The following is a 20,735-nucleotide window of genomic DNA, read 5'->3' as shown; positions in this document are numbered from 1 at the left end:
AAGACACGTCACTGGTTTCGCGTCGACTCTCCTCCGTACTGTCTTTGGTGGCAAGGGGCATGCCAGTCGGGGTGGCGGCACAGCGAGCTCATCACAAGTCCAACAAATCCAAGGACTTGCCGTACCCAAGAATGCGACGCTCTGCAAACGTTTATAAGAACGTCTCAGTCTGAACGCACCTGATTTCGCAAGGAGCGGGACAATTTGTCCAGATCGATGAGGCGACGTCCTGATCGACAATCATGCCGCCGGGCATTCGGCTCGTTGCCTTTCCCCGGAACCCCACTCGGCCGTTCGTAGACGAGCTCCCGTGCCTCTCGGCGAGTCGTTGGGGGCCGCCGGCGCGGCGACAAACTGTCTACCACCTCAGCGCAGGGGACAATGTGTCTCGGGGCTTCGACGACGGCCGAGGCGCTGGTAAACCGACCTCGGTCCGGCATCGATTGCGTAAATCCTGCCATTCGTCGGTGTTGACGCCGAGATTCGCCATGACCCCCGGCGGCGATTACCCGCGGGCACGCCAATTGCATGAGGCAAAAGACAAGCCTTACTAATGGACAAGTGTTAATTGATGTGCCCGTCTTGTAGCCGTTCATAGGACGGGAGAAGTGAAATCAGGCGGCTTTGATGTCTGACGTGCTGGCCGGCAAGAGAGAAGGGACGGCGTGACCGCGACGATCCGCTTCAAAACACGAGGTCAAGTAGTCCAGGACGCTACGACCCTGTTGCCGAGAGGTCGCCACCACGGTCAGCATCCGTTCCACCAACCGACTCCCCTCCGCGCTGGCCGTCCCGCCGCTGATCCGCCGCCAGATTACCGCATGCCGCAACGAGCGTTCGGCCACGTTGTTCGTCGGCTCCACGCCCCGGACCCGAGCGAACGTCCACAGGCCCTCCTCCACCTTGAGGATCTCGAAGCAGGTCGCGGCCGTCTTGGCGCACGAACTCCGCGATCCCTCCTGAAGGACCCTCTTGACCTCCCGTCGCAGTCGGCTCATCCGCTCTTGGAACTGGTCCCAGGGCACGGTCCCGTCACGAACCCGGTGCCAGTGCCGGAACAGTCGGTTCGACAATCCGAGCAACCGCTGTCCGACCCGCTCGCTACCACCACCCCGGTCGATCATCGCCTGAAAGTCGCGACGAAGATGCACCATCCGAACGCAATCGATAAACTGCGGGCAACCCTTGTCATTCCGTTCAGGTCCTCAACCCACCCCTACTCACCTCGCTCTCGCCGTCGATCCTAGACCGGCGGTATCGGCAAGATCATCTTTGGCCTCTCATCAGGAGGTTCATCGATGCGCCGGAATTCCCGCAACCCTCGACCTGCGGGGTGGGCTATCCACTCCGCATTCGTCCCGCGCCATGACGGCCCCCGCCGGCTCGAGCAGGCCATCCGGATCCTGCTCGGCGCCGGGCCGGAGGCCGCCGGCATTCCGTCAACCACTGTGGGGGATATTAATCATGAGAGCTGCCGTTTATGCCAGGGTCTCGACCGCGAAGCAGGGGCGTGACCAGACGATCCTTAGCCAACTCGATGCCCTTCGCGCCTGGGCCCAGGCCAATAGCCATGATCTCAAAGAAGATCACGTTTTTATTGATGAAGGATATTCGGGATCACGCCTCGACCGCCCGGCCCTCGACCGACTCCGTGACGCCGCCCGCGAGGGCGAGTTCGATGTCGTCGCTGTCTTCAGTCCGGATCGGCTCGCTCGCCGATACGCCTACCAGATCCTCCTGCTCGAGGAATTCCGCCGGGCCGCCTGCGAAGTCGAATTCGTCCACCGGCCAATCTCAGACGACCCGCACGACCAGCTCCTGCTCCAAATCCAGGGCGCCATCGCCGAGTATGAGCGGGCGGTCCTCGCCGAGCGGTTCCGCCGTGGGAAGATCCAGAAGGCCAAGGACGTTCACTGGATCGCCGGTAAGGCCCCCTACGGCTACCGCTACGTCCCGGCCCGCGACGGCGTCCCGGCGCACCTCGAGGTCGAGGAGGCGGAGGCCGATGTGGTGCGAATCCTCTACCGATGGCTTATCGACGAGAGGGTGACCGTCCGACAGATCCTCAAGAGGCTCGCCGAAGGCCCTTGGCGTCCGCGGTGCGGCCGCCGGCTCTGGTCGCCCAGCGTCGTGCATCGGGTCCTGTCCGACCCGGTCTACATCGGCGAAGGCTACCTCAATCGGCATGTGTTCGTCGTGCCGCGCAAGCCACGGTCGAAGGGGATCAGGGCGGGCACGGCCACCTGCCGGCGCCCGAGGCCGCGAGAGGAATGGATCCCGATCCGTGCCCCAGCTTTGATCGATACGTCTACGCATCAAGATGCGAAGGAGCAGCTCGCGAGGAACTCGAGCCTGTCGTTTCGCAACAACACCCGCAACAGCTATTTGCTGAGGTGCCTGCTAACCTGCCGGACGTGCGGCCTGGCCATGTTCGGCATCACCACATACGGGGGGGCGGGGCAGGCCACGCACCGATACTACAAGTGCCACGGTAAGGACACCGTGGCCCGCGACCGGGCCTGCCGCTGTACCCAGACGCCGGCCAAGGTCGCCGAGCTTGACGCGGCCGTCTGGGACCATGTCAAGTCATTGCTGGAAGACCCCGGGATGCTGGCCGCTCAATTCGAGGGATTTCTGGGAGCGTCACAGGCCCGGGAGGACGGCCAAAGCGAGGTCCGGCGTTGGGAGTTGCAACTGCAGCGGCTCGACCGGGAGGAACAACGGCTGGTCGACGCTTATCAAGCTGAGGTGATCGATCTGGCCGAGCTGAAGGCACGTCGCGAGAAAATTCAATGGCATCGACATGTCCTTGCAACACAGCGTGACCAGGAACAACGACTGCACGCCGAGCGGCAAGCGGCGAAGGCCGTCTGGGCAGACCTCAAGTCGTTCTGCCGACGAGTCTGCGACCGGCTCGACGAGGCGACCTTCACAGAGCGGCAGGGGATCTTGCAGTTGCTGATCGACCGAGTCATAGTCGGGGAAGACTCGCTGGAGATCCGGCACGTGATTCCCCTGGGCCATTCCGGAGGGGAGGCATCACGCCTGGGCCCGGATGAACGGACGGGGCCGAGTCATGGTGAAGGGGATGGATCTGAAGTCACGTCGGAGGGCCGGCCGAATTGTCGATTGCGTTCGGATGGTGTGAGCCCAGCAGATTTGCCGCCAGGACGCCATGATCCAGTCATAGGCGCTGAATCGGTCGCTGGTGACGACCTGGCCGTCTTGACTGCCCAACAACGCCCGGGCGATCGCGCCACTGCGGTTCTTGGCGATCGTGAAGACCGTGGTCAGGCGAGTCACCGTCACCCACAACCAGACCTTGCGAAGTTGCTCACGCCACGACGTCTCGTCGATGTTCGCCACCTCGGCCTGATGGACCGACAGCGCCAGTTCGTTGTAGGGAGCCTCCAGAGCCGCGGCCGACTGCCGTTCCAGCTTGGCGATCATCCCGGTGGAGATCGACAGGGTAAACAGATCGGAACTGACCTGCTGGATCTGCCGTTTGCTGAGACGATAGGCCCCGGCGAGCATGGCCAGGACGGCTTGAAGGTAAGGGCCGAAACAACCGCTCGGGACACCGGGGGGCAAGGCGCCGCAGGTCGTCTCACCGCATCCGGGACAGGTGAGACGATGAAGTCGATATTCATCGACGAGGGGCTCGATCTTGGGCAATTCGGCCACCTGATGGATCAACGGCTCGGGGTCGTCGCCCCGAAGCCCCTGACCGCATCGGCGACACGCCTCCGGCTTGCAGTGGATGGTCTGGCGCAACTTCTCAGGCGGCACCAAGGCACGGTGGGATTTGCGATGTCCCGGTTGCCCACCGCGCTTCTTGCCGCTGGCCGGAGCGGGCGGCCGCCGCTTCAGGCCGATCGGATCAGACGAAGGTGGCTTGGACGAGTTGGTGGAGTTGAGCTTGAGCCGTGCTTCGAGATCGCTGACCCGCGCTTCCAGGTCGGCGTGCCGCTGCTGCATCGCCACAAAGACTGCAGCGATGGCGGCCTGAGCGTCGGGCGGCACCGTACTCCAGAGGTCGTCAGGGATGGGCAGCGGATTCGTCATAATGCAGATATAGTGCCGTCATCGGCAACTTTCAATACCGGACTGTGAACGGCTACCCCGTCTTCAACGCGAAGGCAAACCGGAACCGACCGGGCAGGGTTGATGCTTCAAGGGCCTCACACTGAATCATTCCTCGCAGATGGGACAGTGGAACGGGCGGCTCGACCGTTGGAAAAAACTCGGGCGGGCCGCCCGAACCACCTTCGACGAATGTCCAGCCAACTTCCCGCCGCGTGGGTGGACCGCTTTCCTAAGGGCGAGGCCTGAATTAGTCCACGGCCCATCCCGAACGCGCGACGAACGACCGAGTGGCCCCGTTGGGTCCCTGCTTCCGCAAGGCCCAGCCCATTGAATGAGAAAGGGGAACGGCATCCATGGCCATCCAGCGCTACGAACCCTTCCGCGAGATGATCAGCCTTCAGGACGCGAAGAATTCGTTGTTCCGGGAAAGCTTTGTGCGTCCGCTCGGCATGTCGGGCGACGGCAACGCACTCATGCTCCCTTGGATCTCCTGGAGGACGAGAACGAGTTCATCGTCCGCGGGTCCTTGCCAGGCATGCGCCCCGAAGATATTCACATCACGGTCCACGGGAACGATGTGACGTTTCGCGGCGAGATCAAGGCTGACTATGAGTGGCAGGAGAGCCAATACCGTATTCGGGAACGCCGTCACGGCGTGTTCCAACGGACGGTGAGCCTGCCTACTCCGATCAGCCCTGTCAAAGCACAGGCCCAGTTCGAGGACGGCGTGCTGACGCTAGTTCTGCCCGAGGCCGAGGAGGCTAAACCGAAAGAAATCAGGATCGGCGGCCGGTCGCAACCTGGCGCCCGGGCGCAAGTGGGTGGCCAGTCGCAAACCGGCGGCCAGCCACAGGGAGGCGCCCAATCGTGAGGTGGCGGCCAGGCACAAGGCAGCGAGCAGGCCCAACCTCAGACGGTCGGAGCGTCCAGCTCGTCCTGATCGCCGTGGCGCTCGTCGGGTCACCAGCCCCCTGGGTCGTGTGAGGGGGAAACCTCGGTGGTCGAAGGGATCGTTTCAGTCAAGTCGCCCCAGCTCAAGACAACGCGGAGCCCGTTGATGATTGAGGGCCGAACGCCGGCGAGACTCGAGGTGACGAGCGCAGCCGCAGAGCGGCAAACCCCAATGGAGAATGTCCGATGATCGTTCCGTTCATTGACAGCGTGACCGCAACGAGCGTTTACCTGAACCCGGACTTTATCATGAGTATACGTCCGGATCCGGCCGATCCTCATCGAGTCACCATCGTCAAGCTGAAGGACGGGGAGACCCTCAGAGTGATCGGCGAGCACACGGAGGTCGCCGAAAAACTCACCATAACTTCCGCAGTCTGAATCGAGATTCTTACGCTGAGCATCACCCCGATCCAACGGGGGCCGAATCGAAGGTCAGGAGAGGACCCTCTTGGGCAGGTCTGGGCTTGACCTGACGGACCCGCAACCGAGTTGAACTCAAGGTGAGCGCCTTGCCCCTCACTGATCCGCATCGCCTCCTTGACTCAGCATCGGGTCGCGGTTCATCGTGGATTTCTGGGTGGCCGCAGTTGCAAGCCTCCGCGGTCACCCAAAGATCAGTAGATCAAAGAAGATCTTGACCAGATGCTTATTGAGAATCAGATTCGTCGTGCACGCGAAGGGTCGCCGCCAGTCTGACGCGGTTCGCCGCGGTCGCCACGGTTCAGCCGGCTACTTCCATGGTCAGGCCGCTACGATTTCGAACACCTCGACCCCCTCGTTTTGCCCTTCGTCCAGCAGTGACTTGGCTCGCTCGATCTGCTCGGGAGTGCCGCGTGCGATCACGAGGAACTTGCCGGCCTTGACCTGAGCTTCGTACTTGAGCGCCTGGTCCTTGGGGACGCCCCAGCCGACCAGTGCACCTGTCAGGGCCCCCAGTGCCGCACCTGCCAGCGCACCCTCCAACCCGCCCAGCAGCGCCACGGACAGCGGTCCCGCGACGACCACTGGCCCGACGCCCGGCAGGACGAGGAACGCCGCCCCGAGGAGCAGGCCGAAGATCCCGCCGACCCACGCGCCAGTCGCGGCACCGACCGAGGCATAGTCTCCCGTCGTAACGAGGCCGATCGGCTCCTCGGACACCTGGCAGTCGCGGCCCACGATCGACAAGTCCTTCATCGGGAACCCGCTCTTGAGTAGGCGCCGGACGGCATTCTCGGCCGAGGCATGATCGGGATAGACGGCAATGACGCGCGAAGCGAAAGCGGTCTCTGCCTGACTCATCGTTGTCTCCTCATGAATGGAGATCCACCGAGTCAAGGATTACCCACGGGATGTCGTTGGAAACGACGGCCTTCCTGGCCGCAATGGGTGCGCCGAGCCATGCGGGAGCGGAGTCACCATCGATAAAAGGGCCTCCAGCACGGGTGCCAACCCGCAATTGGAAGGCGAAAAGCGAGTGCGGAGAACGCAGAGCGTCGGTCCCATCGAAATCGGAACGACCGTCGGCCCACGGGTCATTTTGTCGGTCACCTCCCGTTCGAGTGACATCTTGGCATACTCTTCGCAAGCCCCGCCGGGCACTTTCCTGCTGGATCGGGCGTCCGTCGTCGGAAATTGACCTACCCCTGCCCCGCGCCGAACTGAGCCGGGCCGGGGATTCGTTTTGGCTTGGTTCCCGGGTGTCGGTTTCGGTCAGGATGGGTACCACTTTTTCGGGCCAGTGGGAGCCACCTGAGCGGTTGCGGCGCGATCCGTTTGAGCACAGCTTCATCGGCGACCAAGGATTGAGCCAGCCGGTCCGTCTGGCTTGCCGCCCTCACCCGGCTCGGGAGTGACTCTCGAGCGACAGGCCGTCCACTTGGCGAGTCAGCTCCCGGGTCCTGGACCGCCGTACCCGGAGACCACTCGGTCAATCGTCGCGAACAGCTCCGCTGCCCGGACCGGCTTGGAGAGGTAGTCGTCCATGCCGGCCGTGAGGCAGCGCTCGCGGTCCTCCGGCCGAGCTCTGGCGGTCAGGGCGATGACGGGCAGGTGCCCCCCGGCGGCCCGCTCCCTCTCCCGGATCGCCCTCGCGACCTGGAAGCCGTCGAGTTCCGGCATGTGGAGGTCCAAGAGCAAGAGGTCGAAGGCGTCTTCTCCGAGGAGGTTCAGGGCCTGGCGGCCGTCGGTCGCCACTCTCACGAGGTGTCCCCGCCGCCCGAGCAGCCGATCGATGTGCCGTGAGTTGAACCCGCTATCCTCGGCCACAAGGATGCGCAGCGGTGCCGCCGCCGCAGTCGGTGCAGCCTCGTGGACCGCGACCGCCGGCTGAGCGTCGACTTTCTCCGAGGGGTGCGGCTGCCGCCCGAAGCGCGCCGTGAAGGCAAAGGTACTGCCCTCGCCCGGCTCGCTCTCGACGCGGATCTCGCCGCCTATCAGGCCGACCAGCCGCGCGGAGATGGTCAGGCCCAGCCCGGTGCCGCCGAATTCCCGCGTGGTCGAGCTGTCCGCCTGCTCGAAGGCCCGGAAGATCCGCTCCCGGGCGTCGGGCGGAATGCCGATGCCGGTGTCGCGCACCGTGAAACGCAGGACGATCTCCTCGCCGGGCGCCGGACCTTCGACGACTTGCACCCGGGCGGCCACCTCACCGCGCTTGGTGAACTTGACGGCGTTGCTGACCAGGTTGAGCAGCACCTGGCGCAGCCGGTCCGCGTCGCCGACCAAGGCGTCGGGCACGTCCGGCTCGACGATCCACTCCAGCTCCAGCCCCTTCATCCGGGCCCGCTCGGCCAGGGCCCGCAGGGTGTCGGCCATCATCGTCCGGAGCGAGAAGTCGGCCGGAACGAGGTCGAGCTTGCCGGCCTCGATCTTCTCGAAGTCGAGCAGTTCCTCGACGAGGTGGAGGAGGCTGTCGGCCTCCGATTTCACCGTCTCCAGGCATTGCCGCTGGTCGTCGGTCAGGGATGTGTCGAGGACGAGCTCGGTCATGCCGAGGATGGCGCCGAAGGGGGTGCGGATCTCGTGGCTGACGTTGGCCAGGAACTCATCCTTGGCCCGGTTCGCCGCCTCCGCCGCCTCCTTGGCCCGGAGCAGCGCCTTCTCCAGCCGCTTGCGGTGGGTGATGTCCACCGCAACACAGGTAATCCCGGTGACCTGACCGCTGGGGTCGCGTAACGGCTCGACGGTCAGGTCATAGGTTCGCGTCTCCTCGCGGGTGATCGTCATCTCCTCACGCACCCTGACGCCGCCGTGCAGCACCCTCCGCTTGACAGCGGTGACTCGTGCAGCGTCCTCTTGATTCAGGATCTCGGCGTCCGTCTTCCCGAGCAAATCTTCGACGGTATCCCCGAACTGCGGGTTGTAGGCCCAGGTGTAACGCAGGGCCATGTCCTGGCCGAAGACCACGATGCCCGGGGAGGCGCTGAGCGCGACCTGGAAACGCTCCTCGCTCTCGCGGAGCGCCTGTTCGGTCTGCGTCCGTTCGGTGACATCTTGAATGGTCCCGAACATGCGGACAAGCTCGTCCCCTTCATTGACCGCAGGTCGTCCCCGCGACTGCACGATCCGCACCGCCCCGTCATCGAGAATCAGGCGGAAGGTGCATTCATAGGGCCGGCGGTCCCGGATCGTCTGATCGAACAGGTCTTGGAATCGCGCCCGGTCTTCGGGGTGGACCCGGTCCAAGGCCCGGTCCAGCGTGATGGGCGGCTCCTGCGGCTCGAACCCGAAGATGCGGTAGTGCTCGTCCGACCAGTGGAAGGCGCCGCTCGTCAGGTCCCAGTTCCAGCTTCCGAGGTGGGCCAACTGCTGGGCCTCGGCCAGCAGTGACTCGCTCCGCCTGAGAGCCTCCTCCTTGCACTTCTCCTCCGTCACGTCCAGGACCGAGCCGACGTAGCCCAGGAACTCCCAGGACGCCCCCAAGCGCGGCGCCCCCGAGTCGATGGCCCAGCGGTAGTCACCGTCGTGGCGCCTGAGCCGGAACGCCAGCCGGAACGGCTCGCGCCTCTCGCTGGCCGCCCGGAAGACCGACAGCATCTTTTCCCGGTCGTCGGGGTGGACGGCCTCCCATCTGCCGGCACCGAAGCCCTGCTCGGGCCGCATGCCGGTGAGCCGGCACCAGCACTCGTTCAGGTACGTGCAAGCCCCCGTGGCGTCCGTGACCCAGATCATCACCGGGGCGTGGTCGGCCATGTTGTGGAAGCGGACCTCGCTCTCGTGCAGTGCCGCCTCGGCCCGCCTGCGCTCGGTGATGTCACGCGCGACTTTGGACGCGCCGACGACCCGACCTGCGTCGTCCCGGAGGGGCGAGACGGTCAAGGAAATCGGGATGCGCCGGCCCTCTTTGGAGCCACGCACGGTTTCAAAGTGCTCGACCCGTTCGCCCCACCGCAGCCGCTCCAGTATTGAACGCTCCTCCTCTTGCAGACCGGGCGGGATGATCAGGTTGATCGATTGCCCCACTGTCTCGGCGGCGGTGTATCCGAAGAGCCGCTCGGCGGCCGGGTTCCAACTGGTGATGGTGCCCTCCAGAGTCGTGCCGATGATGGCGTCCTGGGAGGACTGGACGATGGCCGCGAGCCGGTACGCCTCCCGCTCCGCCGCTCGGTGTGCCCGCCTGACCGCCGCCTCCCGCAGCGTCCGCTCCACTGCGGGGGCCAGCCGGGCGAGGTTTGTCTTGAGGAGATAGTCGTCGGCCCCAGCCCTCATGAGTTGGGCCGCTTGTTCCTCCCCGAGGGTGCCAGTGACCACGATGTAGGGCAGGTCCTCGGCCGTTTGCTGCAGTAGCGGCAGCGCGGCCATGGAATCGAAGCCCGGCAGCGTGTAGTCCCAGAGGGCGACCTCCCACGTCCCTTGCGCGAGGGCGGCACGCAACTCCTCGACGGTCTCGACCCGCTGCCACGACGGGTCGAGACCCCCTCGCCGGAGTTCGAGCAGCATCAACTCCGCGTCGTCCGGGGAGTCTTCGACGATCAGGACACGAAGCGGCCGGGCCATACTCATGTCGAACTCCTGCGTGGGGAAGCTCTACCCGAGTGCCCGGCGCCGCCGCTGTGCTCGACCGACCGGCAGGGTGACCGGTGCCGGCGTTCAATCACCACTCGGGGGCGCCTCGTTCAGCACCAACCAGTACATCTGGAGTTGCTGCACGGCTTCCGCGAACCGGGCGAAGTCCACCGGCTTGCGGACGTAGGAGTTTGCCCCCAGGTCGTAGCTCTCGATCAGGTCTTGCTCCTCCCGCGAGGAGGTGAGGACGACCACCGGCAGGCGCCTCGTGCGCGGGTCGGCCCGCAACCGCTTCAGGACCTCCAGGCCGTCGAACTTCGGCAGCTTGAGGTCCAGCAACACGAGCTGCGGCAGGACGGGCGAGTCGCACCCGGCGTGGGATCCGGCGCCGAACAGGTAGTCGATGGCCTCGGCGCCGTCGCGGGCGACGACGACCTTGTTGGCGATGTTGCTCTTCCGGAAGGCCAGCAGGGCCAGCTCCTCGTCGTCCTGGTTGTCCTCGACCAGCAGGATCACTTTGGTTTGCATAGTGGACTCCTCGGGGCCGTCAAAGAAAGGAGGGCCGCGCTCACGGCTCAGGGCGGTCGCTTGTCGGTGCTGACGGCCGAGGGGGGAGGGTGAACGAGAACGATGCCCCTCGCTCCACGGCCCCCTCGCCCCAGACGCGGCCGCCGTGGCGGTGGATGACCCGCTGGACGATGGCCAGGCCGATGCCGGTGCCGGGGAAGTCGCGGTCGCTGTGCAGCCGCTGGAAGGCCCCGAAGAGCTTGCCGGCGAAGGCCATGTCGAAACCCGCGCCGTCGTCCCGCACAGCGTAGGCCCGCCCGCCCTCAGTCTCGGCCCGCTCGAACGCGATGGTCGCCCGCGGTTGCTTGGCGGTGAACTTCCAGGCGTTGCCGAGCAGATTCTCGAGCACGAGCCGCAGCAGGCGGGGGTCTCCGAAGCCGCTGACGCCCGGCTCGATGACGAAGCTGACGTCGCGCCCGGGCTCCCGCTGGCGGAGGTCGTCCGCGACCTCCCGGGCCACGCCACTCAGGTCGACCCGCTGTTGCTGCATCTCGCTGCGGGAAAGCCGCGAGAGCTGGAGTAGGTCGGCGATGAGCTGGGCCATCCGCTGGCCGCCCGCCCGGATCCGCTCCAGGTAGTGCCGGCCCTGGTCATCCAGCTGCCCCGCATGGCTGGCGAGCAGTTCCTGGCTGAAGCCGTCGATGGCCCGGAGCGGGGCCTGGAGGTCGTGCGAGACCGAGTAGCAGAACGCCTCCAGCTCCTTGTTGGACGCTTCGAGCTGGGCCGTCCGCTCGCGGACGCGGTGCTCTAGCTCCGCGTTCAACCGCCGGAGTTCCTCCCGGGCTTGCTTCTGCTCCGTCACGTCCTCGATCGCCAGCAGGATCATGGGGGCATGGTCGTCCTCGCGGTGGATCCGTCGGGCGTTGAGCAGCATGGCCCGGCGGCCGAGCCCGGGGATGTCGTGGTCCACCTCGAAGTCGCGGAACGCCCGGCCCGTGGCGTTGACCTCGTCCAGCAGTCGGCGGAGCGGGGGGATGTCCCACTGGCCGGCCCCCAGCTCGTGGATGGGCCGGCCCTCCGTCTGCCCCGGGGAGACCCGGAACGCCTGGTAGAAGCTGATGTTGGCCTCCCACACCCGCAACTCGGCGTCGAGCACGAGGAGGGGCTCGCGGACGGTCTCGACGATGCTCTGTGCGAAGGGACGCATGGCCGGCAAAGGACACCCCCGATTCCCCGCCGGGCCGGGCGGGAAGCTTCTCTTGGGGAATACCGATCAGACATTAGCCTACCCCGCAGGAGCGGCATTATTCTACCCGGACGAGCGATGGAAGGCCGCGCGTCTGCAAGATCCTGGATGATTGGTCCGGCCCTGTGAAGGGGCTCACGAAGGGGCAGCAGCACCCGGTGTCGGCGCAACCGACGAGGATCCAGTCGCTCCCGCCGGCACACGCGTGAGGGTGCCCCTGCCGCGCTCGGCGGCGAGCTGAATATTAACCCGATATCGGAGTGTGCGGTGACATTCAAGTCACGGTCCGTGGGTCGGCGCTCACGGTTGTACATCCCTGTCATCCGCGTGTGTCTATCTCACATCCCCTCCGGGGTCACGTACGACCCGATCGATGCTGAAGGGGTCATCGCTTGAGCCAAGCCTCGACGGGAGTCGCGCCCCCGGAGGGACACTGGCCGTTCGGCCGTCGGCGGAGGGTCATGCCCGGGCTGTCCATGTCGCCAGGTCCGCCAAGATGTCCCTCGATCGCCATGATCACGCCAAAACGTCAGGTGGAACCGGTCGGGACGCTGCTCCGCCCGCCGCGTCCTCCGCCGCGAGGACGGCAATCGTCTCTCCCAACTGCGTGCTCAGGCGGGGGATGAGGCTGCCCATCACGACGCTCCGTCCCGACTCTTTCGGCCCGGTACACTCGTTGCATCGAAGGGCCCGGGTCGATGACAAGCCGTTCCGAAACTCGGAACCGAGTACTGCAGTCAAAGGGGAACTCCGATGAGAAAAGTGCTCGCAGTGGTGGCCGCATGCGGCCTCGGGATTGCGCTGGCCTCGGGTGTTTGGGCCCAGGACAACAAAGCTGCAAACGGCGATCAGAACCAGGAGAAGGACAAGGCCCGTGGGGAGACGATCACGGTTCGCGGGGTGATCGCCGAGGTAAACGCCGAGGGTGAGCTGGCGATCGACTACCAGACGAAGCAGGCGGTCCTGGTGGCGGCTACCTATCTGACCATCGTCGAGACGCCGAAGGATGGGCAGGGTGACGCGTCGAAGCGGGGGGATGCCGATCGAAAAGACGAGGGCAAAGACAAAGACAAGGACCAGGCCAAAGACGGTGATGAAGATGATGACACCAGCCGACGCAACGTCTACATCGTCTGGCTTTCGCCGCGTACCAAGGTCTACGAGGCGAGCGGCGACTCCGAGGAGGCGGGCCAGAAGAAAGAGGCGCCGCCTGACCGGATCGATGTAGGCGAAGTCGTCGAGGTCCAGATGACCCGCCGCGCCGAGACTGCGGCGGAGCCCGGAGTGGACCAGTCCGGTCCGGCACGGCGAAAGCACGGCCGGTATCGCGTCGTGCTCGGCGACGCCAAGGAAATCACCATTCTGTCGCTGGCTACCGAAGACGAGCCGTCTTCGCGCAAATGATAAGTCGTCCTGGCGCAAACGGGATGCATTCAGAGCGCGGCGACCAGGACTCGAAACACGACCAATGAGCGGCCCGCTTTGTGATGGCCGCCACCCTGGGTAGCCAGCCATTGCACCGGCACTAGGGCGTCACGGGCAAGTCCGCCGCGTGGACGAACACATACGAAGGCTTGCGTCCACTCGACCCGGTGGTGGAGCGTCGGAGGCGTGCGGCGTGGCAACTCAAGATGGCCGGTACCACGGGGAATTGAGTCGCCGGTACGAACGGGCCGCGTGGTATCCTTGGGTGGCTATGACTCGTGCCGCCGGCCGGTCACGACTCGCGGTCGACGGGCACCCCCTCCGCCGGGGGGTCCTGGGGGGCCAGTTTCGCCAGGACGGCCGCCAAGGCAATGACAGCGAGGATGGGCACGCCGAAGAGGAGGAAATAGGCGAGCAGGGCGAGGATCCACATCTTGGGCTGACTCCTTAGCTCGACCCTTGCCGTTCCTGGAGAGATCTCATGGGTGGTACTACAACTCCCTGACGCAAGAATACACAGGACTGCTTCGCCGCGCGGCGCCGAAATTTCGGCGCACACCAATTTGCACATTTGAGTATTGGAAGGGCTCCTCTGTGCCAGGGGGCCCTGAAAACTGGTCAGCAGGGGTTGCGAGTCATTTTTCAGCAGCAACTGCTTCAGAAAACGGCAAGAGTCGAGTTTAGAGCGTCTCACAATACCCTGCGGGGCGCCCGCGGTCCCAGGAAACGCACCAGGTCTCGGCTCTGCAGAAGAGAGAGGGACAGGGAGCTGACGCTCAATGGCACTTTCTTTCTCTATCTTGTGTGACCACCTCATTTTGGCATGAAATTTGCGCACTTGTCCTGGCCATTTGCTCATGACTGCCACAGTGTCAGGACCGATCTCACATGGAACCCATTCAAACGCCGCTGACCGAGTCCGAATTGACATCCGCTGTGGAACTCCTCCGTCGACTCATCCCCAAAGACGAATTCCCCGCCTATTCACTCGACGTCTCCCCAACCACGGTCTACACCACGCTGGTCACTCTCTGGATGCTCACGCTCCAGCGACTTGGGGGTGGCACGTCGATGACTTCCGTGATCAAGGAGGTGCTCACCAACCACAAAGATCTCCTGCCCGCAAACAAGCGGGTCCGCGAAGGCACGCTTTCCGAACGATCCGGTGCCTACAGTCATGCACGGAAGCGCTTGCCTTTGGAGACTGTTCGAGCCTTCGCCGAGCGCGTCAGCCAGACCTTGATTGAGTCGTCCCTGGCGGAGTTCGCTGGCCGTCGGATCTTTCTCATTGACGGTACGACCATGACGCTCTCGCCCACGAGTCCGCTGCTGGATGCCTATCCGCCGGCCACCAATCAGTACGGCGAATCGGTCTGGCGATCCTGATGTTGATGGTCGCTCATGAGCTGCAAAGCGGCTGTGCCCTGATTCCCGAACTCGGGGCCAAGTATGGCCCGAACAACACTTCGGAAGCTCGCCAAGCCGCCGCGATCGGTCTCAGGATCCCCACCGGTTCGATCGTCATGGCGGATGCGGGCTTTGGGATCTTTCAGGTCGCGCACGCGGGGACTTTCTCACCGCCGATGCCAGGACCAGTGGACAGCGCGGACACTTTGGGCGGCCAAGGCAGCCCGAGGAGCCGAAGCAAGGCTCTGCCGGAAAAGGACTTCTGCGCCACCTACTGCCTACGCGACCACTACTGAAACTGTCCGCGCTTGTCCACCCTCGCTGAGAAAGTCCCCGCACGCGATGGTTCTTGCCGGTCATGACATCCTGTTCCGCTTGACCAAAACCCGCTTCGAGTCGATGCGTCGTCGTGCCAAATCATCAGTCAGACGGCCCACAGCGTGCGATACCGCCTGAAATGGACTCCTTCGGTGAAGGAGCACAAAACGAACCCGGATTTGCCGGCCGATGCACGCGTGATGATCGATCTTCACGAAGTGAAATTGGAAACCGGCGAGCCCTTGTATTTGGTAACAACCCTGGAACTCGCGAGTCAAGCGGCAGGAAAAATGTACCGTCGTCGTTACGATGTCGAACATGATATTCGAGACATAAAGATCTCAATGGGTATCGAAAATATTCGAGCGAAAAGCGACGAGATGGTTCAAAAAGAACTATTGTGCAGTGTGGTTGCTTACAATTTGGTGGTGGAATTGCGTCGCGAGGCGGCGAAGCTCGCGGGAGTCAAGCCGCGTCGTCTGAGTTTCACAGGGACTTGGACGACGATGAAGATCTACCTCCTGCAGCGCCCACCGTGCTCGGCGTCCGAGTGGCAGGAGCGATACGAAAAAGCTTTGCGATCGGCCGCCAATTCCGTACTCCCGAACCGACCCGACCGCAGTTACCCACGCCAAGCACACGCTCGCCGAGCAAAGTCAACCAAGTTCATGAAACAGAAAGCAAAAGAACCTACTAGAAAACCAAAGTAAGTGCCATTGAGCTGACGCTCCCCGCTCGCCTTGGGGGCGAGCGAAATCAGCCAAGAGGTCAGCTCCCTGTCTTCCTCAAGCGAGGACGAAGAGCGGGCGACACGCCCACCCCATAGAGTCTTGTTAGACGGTCTAAGCCTTTTGCTCGAATTCGACGTCGATGACCTCTTCGTCACCCTGCTTCCTCCCTTGGCCCGCTTGGGCACCTCCGTTCGACGCTGCGGAGGCTCCGCTCGCCGCTCCTGCGGTCTGGCCACCGGGTGCGGCCGATGCGGCGTAGAGGTGTTCGGACATGGCTTGACTGGCCCGCTGGAGGTCTTCGATCGCCTGGTTGATCGCGGCCGTGTCTTCCCCGGTTTTCACCTCGTTGACCTTGGCGATGGCGCTGCGCACTGCGGCCATATCGGATTCCGAGAGCTTCTCCTTGCTCTCCTCGAGCAGTTTTTCCAACTGGTAGACGCGCTGTTCGGCACTGTTGCGGGCCTCGGCGAGGTCGCGACGGCGCTTGTCCTCTGCGGCGTGCGCGGAGGCGTCGCGCTGCATCCGATCGATCTCGTCCTTGGTGAGGCCGCCGGAGGATTCGACCTTGATCGACTGCTCCTTGCCGGTGCCTTTGTCCTTGGCGGAGACTTGGAGGATCCCGTTGGCATCGAGGTTGAACGCCACCTCAATTTGAGGAGTTCCCATGCGGGCCGGCGCGATGCCCTCGAGGTTGAACTCGCTGAGTAGCCGGTTGTCGGCCGCCATCGGCCGCTCCCCTTGGTAGACCTTGATCGTGACCGCGGTCTGGTTGTCCTCGGCGGTGGTAAAGGTCTCTTTCTTCTCGGTCGGGATCGTGGTGTTCCGCTCGACGAGCTTGGTGAAGACGCCGCCCTTGGTCTCCAGGCCCAGGGAGAGCGGGGTGACGTCGAGCAGGAGCAGGTCCTTGACTTCGCCGGTCAAGACCGCGCCTTGGATCGCCGCGCCGACGGCGACGACCTCGTCGGGGTTGACGCCCTTGTGGGGCTCCTTGCCGAAGATCTCCTTGACGATCTGCTGGACGCGCGGCATCCGGGTCGACCCGCCAACAAGCACAACCTCGTGGATGTCTGCCGGGGTGAGCTTGGCGTCTTCGAGCGCCTTGCGGACCGGGGGCTTCACGCGCTCGAAAAGTTGGTCGGTCAGTTTTTCGAACTGGGCCCGGGTGATCGTCATCGTCAGGTGCTTGGGTCCATTCTGATCGGCCGTGATGAACGGGAGGTTGATGTCGGCCTGCGTCTGGAAGGAGAGGTCCTTCTTGGCCTTCTCGGCGGCCTCCTTGAGCCGCTGGAGCGCCATCTGATCTTTGCGAAGGTCGACCCCCTGTTCCTTCTTGAACTCGTCGGCGATGTAGTTGATCAGGGACTCGTCCCAGTCGTCGCCCCCCAGGTGGGTGTCGCCGTGGGTGGAGAGGACCTCGAAGACGCCGTCACCGACGTCGAGGATCGAGATGTCGTACGTCCCGCCGCCGAGGTCGAAGACGGCGATCTTCTCGTTCTTCTTCTTGTCGAGTCCGTAGGCCAGGGCCGCGGCGGTCGGCTCGTTGATGATCCGCGCGACCTCCAGGCCGGCGATCTGGCCGGCGTCCTTGGTGGCCTGGCGCTGGCTGTCATTGAAGTAGGCGGGGACGGTGATCACCGCCTTGCGGACCTTGTGTCCGAGGTGGCTCTCGGCGGCCTCCTTCAGCTTGCGGAGGATGTAGGCCGAGATCTCGGGGGGCGTGTACTCCTTGCTGCCCACCCGGATTTTGACGAAGTCGTCGGGCGAGCCGACGATCTCGTAGGGGACCATCTTCTCCTCGGTGGCGACTTCCTTGTGGCGGCGGCCCATGAACCGTTTGATGGAATAGACCGTCCCCTTGGGGTTGGTGATGGCCTGGCGCCTGGCCGGCTCGCCGACGAGGACTTCTCCCTTGCTGGTGAACGCGACGACCGAGGGGGTCAGTCGGCTGCCCTCTTGGTTGGGAATGACGGTCGGCTCGCCCCCCTCCATGACTGACACGACGCTGTTGGTCGTCCCCAAGTCGATACCGATAATCTTTTCGCCTTCTGCCACGGTGAACCTCCTCTCGAGTGTCTGACGAGCCAGGAACCAGAGTCCAGGTCACGATCCGTTGGAACGGGAACGAGCTCCGCGAGGGCAAAAAAAGGGGACGAGTGGATTAGTCGGTCTTTGCTGCGATTTCTGATGATGATCATGCGAAGTTCGGCGGCCGCTTGGTGATCGAATCGCTCGGATCGATCACGGGGTGGCCGATTCCAGGGATCATCTGATGCGACCAGTTCCGCAGCCGGAATCCGAGGACGATCATCAGCACGCCGAAGGCGATCGAGTACGCACCGATCAGCCAGATGACGGCCAGGGCTCCGGCCATTGGTCTGACGACCAGCGCTACTCCAAATAGGACGGACAGGATGCCGCCCAACGCTAGCAGCCATTCGCCTTGGATCTCTTTGCGGAGCTGGACGGCCGCGATGACCTGGAGAACGCCCGTGAAGACGGCCCAGAAGGCGATGAGGTAGAGCAACGCCAGCGCCGTGAGCCCCGGCCAGGCGAACGCCACGATTCCCACGGCGATGCCCAGGAGACCATCAATGAGCAAGGCCCACCACGGCTGCCCCCCCTGGGGTCGGCCGGCGATGGCCGCGGCGATCGCGAAGATGCCGCCCACCAGGGCGAAGACGCCGTAGACGAGGATCAGACTGGCCAGGGTGATCCCCGGCCAGGCGAAGGCCATGATCCCGAAGAGCACAGCGGCGAGGCCCCGCAACGCCAGGGCCCACCAGCTACGCGCCAAAACAATCATTTCTTTCTCCTCTCCTTCAATGGAAATTCGAGCAAAGATGAGGATTCGCGTATTCGGTGGCTCCTCTCCGCGGCTGGCGTACCGTCGGGTGGACCGAGGGACTTCTCGTGTCAGTGGCGAGGACCTCCCGAGTTGTCGAGGTTCACTCGAGAGGTCTTTCCGACACCCGGTAGAAGTCGCAGTCGCAGTCACCGGCGGACCCCCGCGATTGGGAGGCGGATGTCCCCGTGACTCGGGAAGCGGCGATCAAAGATGGCGACGGAACCAAGTGTTGACTTTGTCCCACCATTGCGTCACCGTTTGGCCCTGGCGTGTCCGATCGGCGCGGGTGGCGGTGGGCTGGGTCCTCTCCTGGCGGAGCTGGCCCTGCATTTGATCGAAGTCGCGAAGCAGTTCGTCCACATCCCTGCGATGGTCATTCGGGAGCACTTCCCGGTAGAGCACCAACCGCTGGCGGGCGACGTTCAAGTTCGCCGCGGCCTGCGTGACGTTGTTCTCTTCCAGGGCCCGCTTGGCAAACCAGAGCGCGTCCCGGGCGGAGATGAGTTCCGAGTCCTCCTTGGTGTAGCGGAAATCAAGGCCACGGACCAGGGCCATCGCCAGCGCCTTGGTGGCGACGTCGGACTTGTTCTCGCCCAGTGCCTTGGCCGCCTTCGTGAGCTGGGCCTCGATCGGGTCGAGTTTGGCGATCGCCTCCGTGATGACCCGCTCCGACTCGACGACCTGGACGCCGGCGACCGTGAGTGCATTCCGTCGTGCCTCCACGATCGGAGTCAACGTCCGGGCATGGAGAATCCCCGCGTATAAGGGAATGCTGTCGTTCTGGTCCACGAGCTCGTCCTCGAAGATCGGTTTGCCATCGGGCGCGATCGTCTTCGTACGGAGGATCGTTTTGGGCAGCATCTTGCGGATCGCCTGGGTCCCCTCGAGGCCCTTGTTCACTTCCTTGAGAGCGTCCTTGGTCTCATCGGCATCGAGCGCGATTCGCCCCTTGTCGACATGCTCCAAGACATCAATCATCAGCAGTGAGAGCTGCCGCTGGTCCTCTTGGGTCAGTTTCCCCGTGGTTTCGCTCACCAACTCGGTACGATACCCCTTCTCGGTGCCGAAGGTTCGGACGATGCGTTGTTCCTCCTTGTCCTGTTCTTTGGAGGCGGAGGGCTGCTCTTGCCCCCACGCCGGCAGAACGATAAACGTGAAGGCCACCAGGCCTGCGGTCAGAAGCCGCCACGTCAACGTCGACCCCAGATAACGGTTTCGCATGATCTTGTCTCCTCAACCCTCGATTGGCTGTAAACCCGTGGTGCGCAAGAGACGTTCGATAACCCGGGGCTGCTATTGAAAACAGGATCCTTCCTGTCGTGTTGAACTCATCGGCGCTTGCGGAGGCGGATCCCGCTTACAATCGCGACGTCGTTGCATTACTCGGACTCGATCGTGATGAACGTGTTGATATGCGGTCTTCGGCACTTCTGGATGACTCTCCCTGGAGGGCGAGCCGGTTGCCTCTGTGCAACCCAACCGGTCGGCCGACCTCCTCACCCTATTGCAACGGGGGTGCCCGATGGCTTCGTGGTTCGAAGATGCGACCCGGAGTTGCTGCCCAAGATGTGAGCCTCAAGGGACTTGGGGCAACGCGGTGGGGGAATCTTATTCCCAGGATTGAACATAGGTCACTCAAATCGATCGTGACAAACTGTCACCGCGACTGAACCGAGGTGACTTTCTGTCTTTGGGAAATCAGAAATCGCTGTCGGCCGTGAAACGACCTATCGTCTTCGGAACAGATGCCAAAAACATCGAGAAATCTAGCAATTGGGGCTTGACCACTTCTCTGGCCTTGAGCGTCTAACTTTACCTCATTTTGATGGCGAGTTTGGCATGCCAATCGCGCCGCTTGATCCTGGACTCAGACACCGGGAGTGCACGATCATGGCCAAGCCCCTGCTGTCCGACGAACTGTGGGAGATCCTCGAGCCCCTGCTGCCCAAGTGGACACCCAGCCCCAAGGGCGGACAACCCCGACTCGACGACCGTGGAGCCCTCACCGGCATCCTGTTCGTGCTCAAGACCGGCATCCCCTGGGAAGACTTGCCGTGCGAGATGGGGTGCGGCTGTGGGATGACCTGCTGGCGACGACTGCGCGACTGGCAGGTCGACGGCACCTGGGGCCAGGTCCACAAGGTCTTGCTCGACAAGCTGCGGAACGCCGACAAGATCGACTGGTCCAGGGCGCTGATCGACAGTAGCTTCGTGCGGGCGGCCTACGTGAGCA

17 protein-coding genes and 2 pseudogenes are annotated in these 20,735 nt (G+C 63.8%); 8 read left to right on the top strand and 11 right to left on the bottom strand.

The window, feature by feature from the left end; translation table 11 throughout:
- Positions 1–614 precede the first annotated feature (614 nt).
- Positions 615–1,154 carry an IS66 family transposase gene (locus V5E97_RS35805; protein ID WP_406696325.1) on the bottom strand — a complete coding sequence of 180 codons (540 nt, stop codon included), beginning with the start codon at positions 1,152–1,154 and terminating at the stop codon, positions 615–617.
- A gap of 211 nt (positions 1,155–1,365) precedes the next feature.
- Between V5E97_RS35805 and V5E97_RS35800 the strand changes: the two are divergent.
- Positions 1,366–2,526, top strand: a pseudogene (locus V5E97_RS35800) (recombinase family protein); the annotation flags it as partial.
- Positions 2,527–2,643: 117 nt separating this feature from the next.
- Here the strand turns inward: V5E97_RS35800 and V5E97_RS35795 are convergent.
- Positions 2,644–3,006: a hypothetical protein gene (locus V5E97_RS35795; RefSeq protein ID WP_406696324.1), complete on the bottom strand. Its 363-nt coding sequence runs from the start codon at positions 3,004–3,006 to the stop codon at positions 2,644–2,646.
- 33 nt (positions 3,007–3,039) lie between these two features.
- Positions 3,040–3,978, bottom strand: a complete 939-nt coding sequence (locus tag V5E97_RS35790) for an IS66 family transposase (RefSeq protein WP_406701271.1) — start codon at positions 3,976–3,978, stop codon at positions 3,040–3,042.
- A gap of 589 nt (positions 3,979–4,567) precedes the next feature.
- Between V5E97_RS35790 and V5E97_RS35785 the strand changes: the two genes are divergently transcribed.
- Together V5E97_RS35785 and V5E97_RS35780 are read left to right on the top strand one after the other, a co-directional pair.
- Positions 4,568–4,957 (top strand): Hsp20/alpha crystallin family protein, encoded by a 390-nt coding sequence (locus V5E97_RS35785; protein ID WP_406696323.1) that lies wholly within the window; start codon positions 4,568–4,570, stop codon positions 4,955–4,957.
- 266 nt (positions 4,958–5,223) lie between these two features.
- Positions 5,224–5,418 (top strand): hypothetical protein, encoded by a 195-nt coding sequence (locus tag V5E97_RS35780; protein ID WP_406696322.1) that lies wholly within the window; start codon positions 5,224–5,226, stop codon positions 5,416–5,418.
- Positions 5,419–5,781: 363 nt separating this feature from the next.
- Here V5E97_RS35780 and V5E97_RS35775 read toward each other — a convergent pair whose 3' ends face one another.
- From V5E97_RS35775 to V5E97_RS35760, 4 genes are all read right to left on the bottom strand, one after another.
- Complete coding sequence (locus V5E97_RS35775) at positions 5,782–6,321, bottom strand: general stress protein (RefSeq protein ID WP_406696321.1); 540 nt, start codon at positions 6,319–6,321, stop codon at positions 5,782–5,784.
- Positions 6,322–6,906: 585 nt separating this feature from the next.
- Complete coding sequence (locus V5E97_RS35770; RefSeq protein ID WP_406696320.1) at positions 6,907–10,020, bottom strand: PAS domain S-box protein; 3,114 nt, start codon at positions 10,018–10,020, stop codon at positions 6,907–6,909.
- An 87-nt stretch (positions 10,021–10,107) separates the two neighbouring features.
- Positions 10,108–10,551, bottom strand: coding sequence for a response regulator (locus V5E97_RS35765; RefSeq protein WP_406696319.1), 444 nt, complete (start codon positions 10,549–10,551; stop codon positions 10,108–10,110).
- Positions 10,552–10,591: 40 nt separating this feature from the next.
- Positions 10,592–11,737, bottom strand: a complete 1,146-nt coding sequence (locus V5E97_RS35760; protein ID WP_406696318.1) for a sensor histidine kinase — start codon at positions 11,735–11,737, stop codon at positions 10,592–10,594.
- A 792-nt stretch (positions 11,738–12,529) separates the two neighbouring features.
- Here V5E97_RS35760 and V5E97_RS35755 point away from each other — a divergent pair.
- A complete protein-coding gene (locus V5E97_RS35755; RefSeq protein WP_406696317.1) occupies positions 12,530–13,180 on the top strand; it encodes a hypothetical protein in 651 nt (216 codons plus the stop codon).
- Positions 13,181–13,493: 313 nt separating this feature from the next.
- Here V5E97_RS35755 and V5E97_RS35750 read toward each other — a convergent pair whose 3' ends face one another.
- The gene (locus tag V5E97_RS35750; protein ID WP_406696316.1) at positions 13,494–13,634 is read right to left on the bottom strand and encodes a hypothetical protein; all 141 of its coding nucleotides are present in this window, start codon (positions 13,632–13,634) and stop codon (positions 13,494–13,496) included.
- A 455-nt stretch (positions 13,635–14,089) separates the two neighbouring features.
- Between V5E97_RS35750 and V5E97_RS35745 the strand changes: the two genes are divergently transcribed.
- From V5E97_RS35745 to V5E97_RS35735, 3 genes are all read left to right on the top strand, one after another.
- Positions 14,090–14,587, top strand: coding sequence for a hypothetical protein (locus V5E97_RS35745; protein WP_406696315.1), 498 nt, complete (start codon positions 14,090–14,092; stop codon positions 14,585–14,587).
- Between the two features lie 5 nt (positions 14,588–14,592).
- Entirely contained in the window at positions 14,593–14,904 is a 312-nt protein-coding gene (locus V5E97_RS35740) for a hypothetical protein (protein WP_406696314.1), read from the top strand.
- A gap of 174 nt (positions 14,905–15,078) precedes the next feature.
- Positions 15,079–15,636, top strand: a complete 558-nt coding sequence (locus V5E97_RS35735; RefSeq protein ID WP_406696313.1) for a transposase — start codon at positions 15,079–15,081, stop codon at positions 15,634–15,636.
- Positions 15,637–15,768: 132 nt separating this feature from the next.
- Here V5E97_RS35735 and dnaK read toward each other — a convergent pair whose 3' ends face one another.
- The 3 genes from dnaK to V5E97_RS35720 form a co-directional block, all read right to left on the bottom strand.
- Positions 15,769–17,709, bottom strand: a complete 1,941-nt coding sequence (gene dnaK, locus V5E97_RS35730; RefSeq protein ID WP_406696312.1) for a molecular chaperone DnaK — start codon at positions 17,707–17,709, stop codon at positions 15,769–15,771.
- Between the two features lie 139 nt (positions 17,710–17,848).
- Entirely contained in the window at positions 17,849–18,460 is a 612-nt protein-coding gene (locus V5E97_RS35725; RefSeq protein WP_406696311.1) for an HdeD family acid-resistance protein, read from the bottom strand.
- A 246-nt stretch (positions 18,461–18,706) separates the two neighbouring features.
- Positions 18,707–19,723 carry a YfdX family protein gene (locus tag V5E97_RS35720; protein WP_406696310.1) on the bottom strand — a complete coding sequence of 339 codons (1,017 nt, stop codon included), beginning with the start codon at positions 19,721–19,723 and terminating at the stop codon, positions 18,707–18,709.
- Between the two features lie 669 nt (positions 19,724–20,392).
- Here V5E97_RS35720 and V5E97_RS35715 point away from each other — a divergent pair.
- Positions 20,393–20,722 (top strand): annotated as a pseudogene (locus V5E97_RS35715) (transposase); the annotation flags it as partial.
- Positions 20,723–20,735: the final 13 nt, after the last annotated feature.

Origin of the sequence: Singulisphaera photorubra (assembly GCF_045290345.1) — a bacterium.
GTDB lineage: Bacteria > Planctomycetota > Planctomycetia > Isosphaerales > Isosphaeraceae > Singulisphaera.
This window is presented reverse-complemented; position numbering and strand designations above follow the sequence as displayed.